Raw genomic sequence first — 13,342 nt, 5'->3', positions numbered from 1 at the left:
GGTATAGGGGATTCTTCCGTCAATACAGCATGAATAGTATATATAATAATATTATTATTGAAAATTATATACATCTATACTAGAAATATGAAAGTGGGGAATGAAAATGGAGAAGAAGAATGTAGTCATCCATGACAAAATCACCATCGGAATCAGTGCCTGCTGTATGGGGTCGCCTGTACGCTACAACAATAAGGGGTGGGACATGCTGGCGACTCTGGGACGGGAGAAGCAGGACTTCATGTGGTGCCCAGTCTGTCCTGAAACCATGTCGGGATTAGGCGTGCCAAGAGATCCCATACACCTTTCTGGAGGAGATGGGCTCATGGTTTTAAATGGAGAGGCCAGAATCAAAAACCGGAGAGGAAGAGATGTAACAGAAGAAGTTCTCTTGGGATGTGATTCCTGTATGGAGACATTAAAGAGAGCCAATGCCACAGCATATATATATATGGATGGAAGTCCAACTTGTGGTGTATACAGAACCTCATTAAAAAAGCAGAAGAGAGGAAATCCTCCGGGGATTTTCGGAGCGATGCTTCTTAATGAGGAAATGTTTCTCATTCCAGCAACGGATGTGCAGAGCCCTATAAAATGGTGGGATTGGAGAAGAAGACTCCTGGCTTTCCACTGGTTCAGATCTCTTCCTTTAGAGAGTAAAGATGATCTTTATAAGGCCTGGTATGTACTGAAATTCTTATGTCAGGAAATTGATGATGCTTTTGCACGGGATCTTGGCAGAAAGCTTGCAGATCTTCCAAAGACTGTTGAGGAAGATACCATAAAATCTATTCGGAAGGATATTCTTGAAACACTCCGGAAGCCATCTACTGTAAAGAAAATCACACATAGCCTTTGGAAAAATTACTCTTATTATAGAAAGACCAAAGGTCAGGAAGTGGAAGGAATCAATTCTCCAGATTTCAGGCGGAATGTCACAACCATCGCAAAAGAGCTTCTGCTCATGGAAAGGACAGCTTTTGAGGAAGAGGTGTTTTTTGCGACATCACCAGTGATTTACAGAGATAAGAGAAGGATGCCTAAAGTGGAAGCCTATGATGCTGAAATGGATGAGGAAATTGAGAATACACTGAAGGGAATCTTACCTGAAGAAGAATAAATTCAGTACTCGATAAATGTATTTCATATACTAGTGTAATTGTGAGAATTTTCCTTTAGAATATAATTAAGCCAGTAAACAGTTTTCGTTTCCGGATGGTTTACTGGCTATCTTTATGCAGAAAGTGGGGCGGTAAGAATGAAGAAAAAAATCTTGGCTGCTGTTTTACTGGCTCTTGCAACTGTAGCTTGCATTGCAGCTGCAGTATGGTTTTCTGAGGATAAGAAACCAGTCCCTGAAGTTCAAAGTACCAGGGCTTTATTTTCCTGGTCCTCATCGGCTGTAGAAGACAAAACTCTCTTGGAAACCATGAAAAAAGCAGATCTCAATACTTTATTTCAAAGCTTTTCAGCCGATAATGATAAGAATAGCATTGCATTTCTAGAAGAAGCCGCTGCTGAAAATATTACTGTCTATGCACTAACGGGCAGTCCTGAGTGGGCTTTGGATAAAAATGGAAGCAGCATGATAGAAAGGGTGAACCGAATTTCAGCCTTGAATGATAGCGTGACCGAGAGTGAGAGAGTTCGCGGAGTCATTATGGATGTGGAGCCTTATCTTCTGGATGAGTTTAAAGGCAATGAAGAGGAGATCATGGAGTCCTTCATCCTCGGACTAGAGGCGGCTTATGAGAAGGCAAAGGAGCTCAACCTGAGGTTTGGAGTATGCATCCCTTATTTTTATGACCACTGGGATCTTCAGGATGAACTGGATAAGATTGTAAAGGCTTCTGATTTTATGCTTGTGATGAACTATTACCGGGATAAAGAAATCGAGCACATGTCTTTTGAAGCAGAGCTGGCCCGTAAATACGAGAAAGAGATCATGACGATTTATGAGCTGCAGGCCCCTGGGACATATGGCCTTACGGAAAGGAACACCTATCATGGACTTGGACTTGCAAAGGTGGAACAGAATTTTTTAAAGCTTCAGGCACATTATGGAAATCAGACTGTGTCCATGGCTTATCATGAATATAACGCATTGAAGGAGGTGCTTTCGGGTGAATGAAGTGTATCGGGTGGAGAAGAAATACCTCATTGAGCAGAGGCAATACTATGAGCTCTCCCACTACCTGGATAAGATGATGATTCGGGATCAAAACAGTGAAGGGGAAGGCTATACCATACGGTCTCTTTATTTTGACTCCATCGACGACCGGGATTTCCATGAAAAAGAAGATGGGATTGAAGTGAGAAGAAAAATAAGATTAAGAACTTATCAGACATCCCCAGACTTTGGTCTTCTGGAAATGAAAAAGAAACAAGGAGAAAGACAGAAGAAGTCTTCGATGAGATTACCGGTTGAAGACTGCAGGAAACTCATTTCAGGGGACTTCGGTGTTCTTTTGAAGTATCAGACTCCTTTTGCCCTGGAGTGCTACAGCATCATGAGTATGCATGCTTACAGACCGAAATCTGTGGTGACCTATGAAAGAAAAGCCTTTATGGCGAAAGAGAATAAGATCCGAATCACCTTCGATCACCACATCCGGGGGACAGAAAGCAATTATGATATTTTTTCCGAACACTTCAATGAAAATCCCATTCTGGATCCGTATCTGGTGATTCTGGAAGTAAAATACAACGGATTTCTTCTCGGATATATTAAGGATTTTCTCGATGGTGTAGAAAAACAGGAGCTTTCCGTAGGAAAATACAGTTTAAGCCGAGTTGTCAGCAAACATTATTTATTTTAAGTGAGGTGCAGATTTTGAGGGAAATTCTACTACAAATGGTTGAACAGTCTGGTTCTCTGACTGTGAGAGACATCATGACAAACATTTCTTTTGCCACGTTCTTATCTTTAGCAGTGTATGTTTCCTATTGGTATACCCATGTGGGAACAGCGTACAGCAAAAAAATCAATGTATCTTTAGTAACACTGACGATTTTAACGTCTACGGTAATGACCGTCATTGGCAATAATATCGCACTGTCCTTGGGTATGGTTGGTGCCCTTTCCATCGTAAGATTCAGAACAGCCATCAAAGACTCCAGGGATACCACCTATATTTTCTGGGCCATCATCATTGGTATCAGTACGGGTGCAGGGGATTATCTGGTGGCGAGCTTTGGCAGTGCAGTGGTTTTCGTTGTGCTTCTCTTCCTTGGCAGAGTGAAAAATGAGAATCGAATTCTTCTCATCATCCGGGGCAATCGGGTAAAGGAATTAGAGATTGAAAGTGCAGTATACACCTATTTTCAGCATAAAGCATTTTTAAGAGTTAAGAACACCACCCAAGACAGTATAGAACTGATTTATGAATTGAGCAGAAAAGTATATCAGACTTCCACAAAAAACAACAAAACCATTTCGGAACGGATTTATGAGATTGGTGAAGTGGATTATGTGAACATCATCACTCAGAATGATGAAATCAGCTGATGACGTATGAGATATAGAGTTATTTATGTTCTGATGATCGTTGCTGTAGCGCTGATGGCACTTGGGGTGTTTACAGTGGAAGAATACGCCTTTCATGCAAGGAGTTATCAGCATGAGACCAGTGAGAGTGAAATAAGTTATACAGCAGAAGGGATCACCACGCACCTTCCTGTTATTTCGATCACTACAGATGGACAGAAGATCCCAGGGATACCAGTGGAGAATCAGGAGAATGTCTATGAACTGGCGCCTAATGGAGAGAACTCCATCGTAACGGAAATGAAGATTTATACAGCAGAGGAAAGTGAGCCTTTAGATCTTCTTTCCAGAGTCCGCTACAGAGGAAACTCGTCCAGATATTTTTCGAAAAAATCCTATGCTGTCCGTCTTGTCAATGAGAAGGATGAAGAAAGAAAGGAACCGCTTCTGGGCATGGATACACATGACGAGTGGGTTCTTCATGGACCTTATTTGGACAGAAGCCTTTTGAGAAATTACCTGGCTATGAATCTTTCAGGGGAAATCATGTCCTTCGCGCCGGATGTCCGTTATGTGGAGCTCTTTGTGGATGGCTCCTATGAAGGAGTATATCTTCTTATGGAAACCATCACCAAGGGAGAGGGGCGTGTGGAGATTTCCACACCGTCAAGAAACAGCAGACTGACCAGCTATATTCTGGAGATGGACAGGCCTCTCAAAATGAAACCGGATTTTACGCTTCGTGACTTTTTGACCTATACTCTCCGGACCCAAGGAAAAGGATTTGAAGTGGTCTATCCAGGGGTCAATCAGTTTACAGAGGACCGGATCCGATATGTGGAGCAGGACTTTTCAAATATCAGTAAGTTCCTCTATGAACGGCCTTTAGAGGATTCTACAGAGGAGATAGCCAAGGTTTTTGACATTCAGGCATTCCAGGATTATTTTATCATCAATGAACTGTTCAGAAATGTCGATGCCGGATTCTACTCCACATTTCTCTATAAAGATGTCAGAGGACTTTTAACACCAGTTGTTTGGGATTTCAACAACTCACTGGATAATTATCAGGAGATCTCCCATCCTGTCCATGGCTTCTCTTTAACGGGGGCCATGTTTTTTGAGACCCTATTAAAAGATGAAGATTTTGTGGAAGGGCTCCTCAAACGATATGAGTACTTAAGAGAAACGGTGCTGAAGGAAGAAAGACTGGTGGGTCTCATCGATGAAACAGTGGATTATCTTGGCACAGCAGTGGAGAGAAATGATGAAAGATGGGGCAGTATCTATGATCTGTCAAACTATAATGTCTATGAATATCTGGAGCGATTGGAAAGAAATGTCACAAGTCACGAGGATGCTGTGGCGCAAATGAAAGAATATCTTCTGGAGCGTGGCAGATGGCTGGATGAACATATGGTGACTTTGAAACAATACAGTCATCCATCGCGAAATGCTTTTGAAATGATACGTTAGGAGGGAACCGGTTGAAGAAGTTTTTATTTTCAGTACTTGTTGTTTTACTTATGACAGCTGGTTTTCTTTATCTGTACTTTATGCAGGGGCTTTTTATATCTTTTAATGAAACCGAGAGGGTTTCTGTACCCTTTAAAGCAGCGGATGGTCTTTATTATGTGGAGAATCATGGCACTTACGAACCGATCCACGTAAAAGGAATCCATGTGGGGCAGGCAGAAGCCTTCCACAATGCACTGGACTTTTCCACTAAAAAAGAGACCTTTATGGATTGGTTTGAGGATATTCAAAGACTTGGAGCCAATACAATAAAAGTGAATACAGTATATCACCAGGCTTTTTATGATGCGCTCTATGAGTTCAATACAAACAGCGAAGAGCCTCTTTATCTTCTACAGGGAATCAGACCCTCTGAGAGTGATGCACTTTGGGATAAAGATGGATATCACCCAGAATTTCTGGATCGTCTGAAACGGGATGGCAGAAAAGCGGTGGATGTCATTCATGGAAGAAAGATTGCCCTAAATGACACACGAACAGGAAATGGTCTTTTTATGAAAGATGTTTCTCCCTGGGTACTTGGATTTTTGGTCGGAGATGAATGGAATCTTGATCTTATGGCCTACACCAACGAAAATGAAGGCAATCCGGATGAGTTTACAGGTACTTATATCAAAACAGATGGAGCCAATGCCTTTGAGGCACTGCTGGCGAAAATCATGGACGATATGATGGGCTATGAAACCAGAAAATATGGGAATCAAAGGCCAATAAGCTTTGTGAGTTCCTCAATCTATGACCCTTTTGTCTACGAGGAGTCCTTTGCAGAGCTCATTGGAAAATACAACAGACTGAATATAGAGCATCTTAATGCCACGTCCCGGAATGAAGCAGGACTCTTTGCAGCCTACCAGTATGATGGAGTCTCCGATACAAGACTGCAGCACTTGGCAAATAACGAGATGAACCGGGCTCTTCTTCAAAGCGGAGATGTAAAGAGCTATTTGAGTCTTCTGAAGAATCATCATGAAAAACCCCTGATGATTGTAAACTTTAATGTATCCAGCGCTAGAAACACCGTGGATCATCCTGAAGGAGTCACGGAAAGACTCCAAGGGGAAGAGATCGTTGCTCTTCTTGAAAGGTTTCGGTCTTCAGGGATAGACCATGCTGTGCTCCACTCCTGGCAGGACACCTGGTATCTAAGAACCTGGAATACGGCTTATGGCTTGGATGCTCAGATGGAAAGTCTCTGGCAGAACAGCCTGACAGAAACAGAGCACTATGGGCTTGCTGTTTTTGAACCCTACCGCGGAGAAACCCTTATGAGGGTGGATGGCAAGAAAGAAGACTTCGAAGACATTGATTTCATTGAAAAAGAGGGGTTCCGCTACGCGGTGACCCGAGACTATAATTACCTGTACTTGTTCATGGAAGGAAAATCCTTTGAGAAGGAGAAGATGGTCATCGGGTTTGATTTCCTCGAAGATGTGGGCACGAAGAGCCCTGCAGGATATGGTATGACATTTGATCAGGGGGCTGATTTTCTTCTGGTTCTAGATGGCAAGGAGAACACAGAACTCCTTGTTCAGGAACGCTACAGCAGCATACGTCCTCAGTTTCTGGAAAGGCTGAAATCTGTCAACCCTTATGTGCTGAAGCCCCGTAAGGACAGCAGTAAAATGGTGCCCATCCAGATGGTCCGAAGATATACCGAAGAGGAGATTGATCTTCTTAACGAACGTCCGCTGAGTTATTACACAAGCTTCACAGTTGGCGCATTCACCTATGGTCAGGGGGACCCAGATGCAAAGGATTACGTGTCCACCTCAGATTTCTACTTTGGAGAAGAGAGCGTGGAGATCCGCATTCCCTATGGACTTCTTAATTTTTATAACCCCTTAGATGGAATGATCCATGAGGACTATTATGACAATTTCGGCGTTGAGCCACTAAAAATAAGAAAGTTCAATATCGGTATTGGCTCTTTAAATGAGGAGATTCAGATGGATACCATCCAGCTCTCACCTCTTCAGAGAAGTGCAGAGGTCAATTTCAGACTGAAAGAGTCCTATGGCATTCTGAAGTCTTATTGGGAGGGGAGCAGATGATCGTCAATGTGATTCTTTATAGTTATTTTTTCATCTGTATGCTCATACTCTCCTATACCGTGTTTTATATTTTTTATAATTATTATCGTAAGTTTGTAAACCGAAGATTGGAGAATAAGTGGAAAGTTCTCGTTTCACAGCAGATTCAGAGGCAGAGTAAAATAGGTACAACGGATAGTAGTTTCAGAAAACGGATGGAAAGAGACCTGAAAAAGCCGGGCAATCTCATGAATTTTCATCTGGCACTGGAAAGCTTCAATAGCAAGGAGGAGGCTTTCAGGATGTTTCTTCATGATATTGAGGATTCTATCGTAAAACTTGCGATGCATTATGGAACCAAAGGTGTCATGGAAAAGTCGTATTTTTGTCAGTTCTTCTCTGCCTTCAACAAGGGACAGTGGTCACAAGAAAAACTACTCTATGTATTTTTAGAGTATCTGAAGCCATCTACGGTTTATGTCAGAGAAAGTGTGCTGAAGGCAATCTACAGCTGCGGCCATGAGGAGTGGGTACTTCGTTTTTTCTCCATTCTCACGGAAGAAAACTGGTTTCACCATCCAAAGCTTCTTGGTGATGGTCTGGTTCTTTTTACCGGAGACCGGGAAAGTTTGGCAAAGGCATTATGTGAGAGAAGAGATACCTTCAGTGATTTCATTCAGCAGGGGATCATTCAGTTCATATCTCTCACCAGCGACCGGTATCAGGAAGAGATGCTCCAGTGTGCAGTGGATGAGTCAAAAAATCTCGAAATCCGTTTGGCTGCACTGCGGTATCTTAAAAAGTATCCTTACGAAAAGGCCAGACCGTTTCTGTATGATTACCTGCTGAATAGAGAAAATCTTTATCAGCTTCGCGTGGTTTCGGCAAGAACCCTAGGCAGCTATACGGCAAAAGAAACAGTAGAAGTGCTGAAAGAAGCCCTACATGATCCCAACTGGTATGTGAGATTCAATGTCAGCGAGTCTCTCATTGAACTGAAGGTGAACCTGGTGGATTTGAAGGAAATCTTTCTGGATGACGACAAGTATGCAAAAGACATACTGCTTTATCGGATCAGTGAAAGGAGGGGGAGATAAATGCTTTTTCTGGAAAATCTGGTGCAGACCATTGGGTATTTTTTTCTCATCTATATGCTGATCTATACGACATATCTGATCATCACCGTTTTATTCGGCGCTATTCAGCTGTATACACAAGATCGGATGATCCGGTATAGAAATGAACTGAAACATGGCTACTACGTTCCCATCTCCCTGCTGGTTCCAGCCTACAATGAGGAAATCACCATCGTGGACAGTGTCAGCAGTCTTTTGAATCTTGAGTATAAGCTTTACGAGCTGGTCATTGTGGATGATGGATCTAAAGATAAAACATCAGAGACGCTCATCCAAGCTTTTCAGATGAAGAGAACCAGGCGTCCCATCCAGATGCGCATTCCGTGCAAGAAGGTGCTGGAGGTTTATGAAACAACCTATAACAATATCCAGATCACCCTTGTCATCAAAGAGAATGGGGGAAAGGGAGACGCGCTCAATGCTGCTGCGAATCTTTCCCGGTATCCCTATGTGGTCTCTATTGATGCGGATTCACTTTTGCAAAGGGATTCACTGGAGAAAATCATCCAGCCGATCCTAAGAGATGAACGTATTGTTGCCGTGGGCGGAATGATCAGAATTGCGCAAACTGTCCTCATGGATAAAGGAAAAGTCATCGATTACCATGTGCCATGGAATCCCATTGTGGGGATGCAGGTGGTGGAGTATGACCGCTCATTCCTTGCTTCCAGGATTTTCCTGGATCAGTTCAATGCGAATCTCATCATATCCGGTGCCTTCGGGCTGTTTAAAAAAGAAGTGCTCATTGCGGTGGGGGGCTACAGCACAGATACCTTGGGAGAGGATATGGAGCTTGTGATGAAAATCAATAATTTCTGTATCAACAATCAGAAGAAATGCAGGATTGCCTATGAGCCAAGAGCCATCTGCTGGAGTCAGTCACCTTCTTCGTTGAAAGATATCATCAAGCAGAGGAAGCGGTGGTATCTCGGTCTTTTCCAGTCTCTGTGGCAGTACAGAGCTATGATGAATCCATTTAAGGCTGGATTCCCCAGAATGTTCTCCTATCTTTATTATGTTCTGTTTGAACTTCTTTCACCGTTTATCGAGATCATTGGCCTCATCAATATTGTCCTAGCCTGGCAGCTGAATCTCCTCTTTGTGCCCTTTATGATCAGACTTTTCATTATTTATACGGTGTATAATGTCCTGCTCTCTATTACAGCTTTTTTCCAAAGAGTATACAGTCAGGGGATAAAGCTTCACTTCTCTGATATCATCAAGGCACTCTTCATGGTTACGCTGGAAACGGCGCTTTACCGCTATGTGCTTTCTTTTGTCAGAGCTACGGCGTTCATTGGCTATAAGAGAAAAAGAACTTCCTGGGGACAGATACAAAGAACCAAACAGAACTATATATAGGTTTAAAAGAATCGGGCAGCTCCCTCAAGGAGCACACGGCCTGATTCTTTTGGTATAATGAGACTATCCAACAAGAAGTATACAAAGGAGAGTAAGATGAAAGAAATCTTCAAAACAGAAAATCTTCGTTTTTTAAATATGCTGTCCTATAAAGACATTGCCATCCCAAGAACAGGCATGACTTTTATCAAAGGACCCAGCGGTGCAGGCAAGAGCAGCCTTTTAAAGCTTCTTAACGCCAGTGCCAGTCCAAGCAGCGGCTCCATCTATTATGAGGGAAAAGAGCTGGAGAGCTTTGATACGGTGGAGCTGAGAAAAGAAGTGATTCTCATCGGACAGAGCGTGTATCTCTTTGATGAGTCCATAGAAGAGAATTTCAGGCTTTATTACAGTTATCGGGATCTTCCGTCACCAGATGAAGAAACCATGCTTCGCTATTTAAGGTTATGTGAAGCAGATTTTGGACTTCTCAAATCCTGTGTATCGCTATCCGGAGGAGAACGTCAAAGAGTCTATATCGCCATCTGCCTTTCTTTCCTTCCCAAGGTGCTTCTACTGGACGAGCCTACTTCCGCACTGGATCTTGAGACAGCCAGAACCTTATTAAAGAAGCTGAAAGAATTCGCTGCAGAAAAAGAGATGACGATGATTGTAGTAAGCCATGATGATGCCTTGGCTGAAGAATTCTCAGATCATCTTATCAGCATCACGAGAGAGGAGGCGTAGATATGGGCATAGTAGAAATGACCTTAGGGCAGTTTGCCCTGATATATGTGCTTTTACTTGTGGTTCTGGCCATCATGAAGAAAGCCAAGATTCAGAAAACAAAACTGCTTATTTGGGCCAGTGTGCGAATGACAGTTCAGCTGGTTCTTGCGGGGCTTGTTCTTACGTATATTCTGAAGAATCCGCATCCGCTGTTCACGGTGGCTTATATCCTGGCCATGACGACCTTTGCCACCTTACGTGTTCTTGGAAAGAACAGGCATCTCAATAAAAGGTTTAAAACTGCCATTGCCTTGTCTTTATCCGGGGCAGGTACAGCTGTGGTGTTCTTCTTTGTGGTGGCTGTGGTGAGAATGGATTTTTTCAATCCACAATATACCATTCCTCTCAGTGGCATGATTTTTGGTAATGCCATGACAGGTCTGACCCTGGCATTGAAATCCTTCAATGAGAATCTTTCTGCCCAGAGAAGCCGGATAGAATCTCTGCTTTATGTAGGGGTAACACCGAGGAAGATTCTTCTCCCCTTTGTGAACAGTGCGCTGGAAACTGCGCTTTTGCCTACACTGAACTCTATGCTGGGCATGGGCATCATATCACTTCCGGGGATGATGACGGGACAGATTCTTTCGGGAACACTGCCTATGACGGCGATTCTTTATCAGATTGCCATCATGATTGCCATCACGACGGTGGTGTGTCTGACGGTGTTTTCAGCGCTTTATTTCGGATACAGAACCCTTTATAATGACCGTAACCAGATGCTGATTTAAGAATAAAATAATTATTGACATATGTCATAAATGGAGTAAAATGGACTCGTGAGGTCCAGGGAGAGGAGAAAGTCAATGCCAAGACCAATGAAATGGAGAAATGTATGCTGTGTGCCTGATCTGAAAGAGTTTGGTCCCATCCAGGAGGAGGGGACAGTGGAAGATGTGGTCATCATGACACTGGATGAATATGAAACCATCAGACTTATGGATTATGAAGGGATGACTCAGGAAGAATGTGCAAAGATCATGGGCGTCGCCAGAACTACAGTACAAAGCATATACAGCAGTGCCAGAAAGAAGCTTTCAGAACTTCTTGTTTTCGGAGTCAGGCTTCGGATTGAGGGAGGAGAAGTGAAGATTTCTGAAGAGAATGAAAGAAGATGCAGCTTCAGAATGGGGAAGCGAAGAACCTGCTGCCAGAGAGAAGATCAGCCTCCTTGTGACTGTCCGAAAAAATAATTTTTCAGGAGGTCCTTGTATGAAAATTGCGGTTGCTTGTATGGGAGAGGAAATTTCGATGCACTTTGGACACAGTGAAGTGTTTAAGGTGTTTGAAGGAACAAAGGATTCCTTCCAGGAGACAAAAACCATTCACAGTCCAGGTCATGGAAAAGGTTCACTGCCTCAGCTTCTCATCAAGGAGAAAGTAGGGGTGCTCATCACGGGTGGACTTGGAGAAGGAGCGATGCAAAAGCTTGAAGCTGGAGGCATCGAAGTAGTACGGGGAGCAGAAGGCGCACCGGCTGATGCGGTAAACGAATATCTTCTTGGAACCCTTCAGTCCCGGGGAGAAGCTTGTAAAGGACATCATGATCATTCTCATGATCATGGCAGTGGAGAACATGGCTGTCATGGCCAGGGCGGGTGCCGCTAGACACAAGTGATAATGAACAGGAGAGGAAGATACAGCGTTATCTTCTTTTTTTGTTGCTGTTTCACTGTTATTGTAGTATCTTCGGGGTAATAGGAAGGTGTTTACTATGGATAAGGAAGCCCTAAAGAAGTATTTTCACTTTTTAGACCGCGCATATTTTCTGGATGAATCCCAGCATAAGGAAGCAGTTTTGGACCATCCGCTTCCCATCGGATTTGGACAGACGATTTCACAGCCGACTCTGGTACTGAAAATGACAGAGCTGCTGGATCTTGAGAAAAGCCATAAGGTTCTTGAGATCGGTACAGGCTCAGGGTATCAGATAGCGTTCCTTGCTCAGTTCGCCAAAGAAGTGTATACAGTGGAACGGATTGAGGAGTTGTCTCATAAAGCGCAAAAGAGACTGGATGGACTTGGATTCAAAAACATACACTATAAGATTGGAGACGGCACCTATGGCTGGAAGGAAGAAGCACCCTTTGACCGGATCATAGTGACTGCAGCAGCGGTAAGACTGCCGAAAGCTCTGGCAAGTCAGCTGGCACCAGGCGGTAAAATGGTGATCCCTGTGGGAGAAGAAGCACTTCAGAGGCTCTTTCTAGTGGAGAAAGATAAGGAAGGATACCTTCATGTGGAAGCCCTAGAATGGGTACGTTTTGTATCTTTGGTTGGAGAAGACGGATTTTAGAGAAGAAAGGTGTGTGTACTTTGTTTTCTTGCCTGGGGGCAGTTTATCTAAAATGAGAGTTTGACGCATATGCCTGAAAATCCATCCAGTATCATAATCGGCTGTTTTTTTTGCGTCGCCATATGATATGATGAAATTAAGACAGAAGTAGGAAGTGAAGCAAAATGATTGAGACGGAGAGATTGTGTTTACGAAGGTTTACGCAGGAAGATCTGGAAGACTTTTATGAATATGCGAAGGATCCCCTGGTGGGACCTCCTGCAGGATGGAAGCCCCATGAATCCAAAGAAGAGTCACTGGAGATCCTAAAGAGCTTTGTCAGCAGCGAGGATATTTTTGCTATGACACTGAAAAGCAGCGGAAAAGTCATCGGCTCCTTAGGATGCCATGAAGACAGAAAGAGAGAGTATAAAGGCGGCGTTATGATTGGGTATGTGCTCTCCAGCCCATACTGGGGAAAAGGTCTCATGTCTGAGGCGGTGGAAGGTCTTCTTGACTATATTTTCCTCACACTGGGGATGGATCTTGTGTCTGCCTATCATTATCCCTTCAACGAGAAATCTGGAAAGGTGCTGAAAAAAGCAGGACTGGTATATGAGGGCATCATAAGAAAGTGCTCTGTGCTTCCTACCGGTGAAGTGGTGGATGATGTCTGCTACTCCATGACAAGAGAAGAGTTCTTCAGAAAAAGAAACTGGTTATAATATTCAATCGATACTTTCTTGCA

General features: G+C 43.3%; 14 protein-coding genes. All 14 read left to right on the top strand.

Features of this window, described 5'->3' with window-relative positions:
• Positions 1-106 precede the first annotated feature (106 nt).
• On the top strand, positions 107-1,120 hold the full coding sequence (locus T487_RS15760) for a 2-thiouracil desulfurase family protein (RefSeq protein ID WP_074542590.1): 1,014 nt from the start codon (positions 107-109) through the stop codon (positions 1,118-1,120).
• A gap of 138 nt (positions 1,121-1,258) precedes the next feature.
• Complete coding sequence (locus T487_RS0104280; RefSeq protein ID WP_031574430.1) at positions 1,259-2,131, top strand: hypothetical protein; 873 nt, start codon at positions 1,259-1,261, stop codon at positions 2,129-2,131.
• Complete coding sequence (locus T487_RS0104275; protein WP_036909066.1) at positions 2,124-2,819, top strand: polyphosphate polymerase domain-containing protein; 696 nt, start codon at positions 2,124-2,126, stop codon at positions 2,817-2,819. The genes T487_RS0104280 and T487_RS0104275 overlap by 8 nt, the downstream gene beginning before the upstream one ends.
• Positions 2,820-2,854: 35 nt before the next feature.
• Positions 2,855-3,508 (top strand): DUF4956 domain-containing protein, encoded by a 654-nt coding sequence (locus tag T487_RS0104270; RefSeq protein WP_242848009.1) that lies wholly within the window; start codon positions 2,855-2,857, stop codon positions 3,506-3,508.
• A gap of 6 nt (positions 3,509-3,514) precedes the next feature.
• Positions 3,515-4,963, top strand: a complete 1,449-nt coding sequence (locus tag T487_RS0104265; RefSeq protein WP_031574427.1) for a CotH kinase family protein — start codon at positions 3,515-3,517, stop codon at positions 4,961-4,963.
• Between the two features lie 11 nt (positions 4,964-4,974).
• Positions 4,975-7,074, top strand: coding sequence for a hypothetical protein (locus T487_RS0104260; protein ID WP_031574425.1), 2,100 nt, complete (start codon positions 4,975-4,977; stop codon positions 7,072-7,074).
• Positions 7,071-8,150: a HEAT repeat domain-containing protein gene (locus T487_RS0104255; RefSeq protein WP_031574423.1), complete on the top strand. Its 1,080-nt coding sequence runs from the start codon at positions 7,071-7,073 to the stop codon at positions 8,148-8,150. The genes T487_RS0104260 and T487_RS0104255 overlap by 4 nt, the downstream gene beginning before the upstream one ends.
• Positions 8,151-9,551, top strand: a complete 1,401-nt coding sequence (locus tag T487_RS0104250; protein WP_074542589.1) for a glycosyltransferase family 2 protein — start codon at positions 8,151-8,153, stop codon at positions 9,549-9,551.
• Positions 9,552-9,647: 96 nt separating this feature from the next.
• Positions 9,648-10,277: an ABC transporter ATP-binding protein gene (locus T487_RS0104245; protein WP_031574419.1), complete on the top strand. Its 630-nt coding sequence runs from the start codon at positions 9,648-9,650 to the stop codon at positions 10,275-10,277.
• 2 nt (positions 10,278-10,279) lie between these two features.
• On the top strand, positions 10,280-11,050 hold the full coding sequence (locus T487_RS0104240) for an ABC transporter permease (protein WP_031574417.1): 771 nt from the start codon (positions 10,280-10,282) through the stop codon (positions 11,048-11,050).
• 75 nt (positions 11,051-11,125) lie between these two features.
• On the top strand, positions 11,126-11,512 hold the full coding sequence (locus T487_RS0104235) for a DUF134 domain-containing protein (RefSeq protein WP_031574415.1): 387 nt from the start codon (positions 11,126-11,128) through the stop codon (positions 11,510-11,512).
• A 19-nt stretch (positions 11,513-11,531) separates the two neighbouring features.
• Complete coding sequence (locus T487_RS0104230) at positions 11,532-11,927, top strand: NifB/NifX family molybdenum-iron cluster-binding protein (RefSeq protein WP_051651489.1); 396 nt, start codon at positions 11,532-11,534, stop codon at positions 11,925-11,927.
• Positions 11,928-12,033: 106 nt separating this feature from the next.
• Positions 12,034-12,615, top strand: a complete 582-nt coding sequence (locus T487_RS0104225; protein ID WP_031574408.1) for a protein-L-isoaspartate(D-aspartate) O-methyltransferase — start codon at positions 12,034-12,036, stop codon at positions 12,613-12,615.
• Positions 12,616-12,779: 164 nt separating this feature from the next.
• Positions 12,780-13,319: a GNAT family N-acetyltransferase gene (locus T487_RS0104220; protein ID WP_031574405.1), complete on the top strand. Its 540-nt coding sequence runs from the start codon at positions 12,780-12,782 to the stop codon at positions 13,317-13,319.
• The last annotated feature ends 23 nt before the right edge of the window (positions 13,320-13,342 follow it).

Source organism: Proteiniclasticum ruminis DSM 24773 (assembly GCF_000701905.1).
Taxonomy (GTDB): Bacteria; Bacillota; Clostridia; order Clostridiales; family Clostridiaceae; genus Proteiniclasticum; species Proteiniclasticum ruminis.
Note: the sequence above shows the minus strand (reverse complement) of the source record. Positions and strands in the feature narration are given on the sequence as shown.

Bases quoted from the DNA above. Each gene is read 5' to 3' on its own strand.
- T487_RS15760 (WP_074542590.1), top strand. From the start codon at position 107: ATGGAGAAGAAGAATGTAGTCATCCATGACAAAATCACCATCGGAATC.
- T487_RS0104280 (WP_031574430.1), top strand. From the start codon at position 1,259: ATGAAGAAAAAAATCTTGGCTGCTGTTTTACTGGCTCTTGCAACTGTA.
- T487_RS0104270 (WP_242848009.1), top strand. From the start codon at position 2,855: ATGGTTGAACAGTCTGGTTCTCTGACTGTGAGAGACATCATGACAAAC.
- T487_RS0104265 (WP_031574427.1), top strand. From the start codon at position 3,515: ATGAGATATAGAGTTATTTATGTTCTGATGATCGTTGCTGTAGCGCTG.
- T487_RS0104255 (WP_031574423.1), top strand. From the start codon at position 7,071: ATGATCGTCAATGTGATTCTTTATAGTTATTTTTTCATCTGTATGCTC.
- T487_RS0104250 (WP_074542589.1), top strand. From the start codon at position 8,151: ATGCTTTTTCTGGAAAATCTGGTGCAGACCATTGGGTATTTTTTTCTC.
- T487_RS0104245 (WP_031574419.1), top strand. From the start codon at position 9,648: ATGAAAGAAATCTTCAAAACAGAAAATCTTCGTTTTTTAAATATGCTG.
- T487_RS0104240 (WP_031574417.1), top strand. From the start codon at position 10,280: ATGGGCATAGTAGAAATGACCTTAGGGCAGTTTGCCCTGATATATGTG.
- T487_RS0104235 (WP_031574415.1), top strand. From the start codon at position 11,126: ATGCCAAGACCAATGAAATGGAGAAATGTATGCTGTGTGCCTGATCTG.
- T487_RS0104230 (WP_051651489.1), top strand. From the start codon at position 11,532: ATGAAAATTGCGGTTGCTTGTATGGGAGAGGAAATTTCGATGCACTTT.
- T487_RS0104225 (WP_031574408.1), top strand. From the start codon at position 12,034: ATGGATAAGGAAGCCCTAAAGAAGTATTTTCACTTTTTAGACCGCGCA.
- T487_RS0104220 (WP_031574405.1), top strand. From the start codon at position 12,780: ATGATTGAGACGGAGAGATTGTGTTTACGAAGGTTTACGCAGGAAGAT.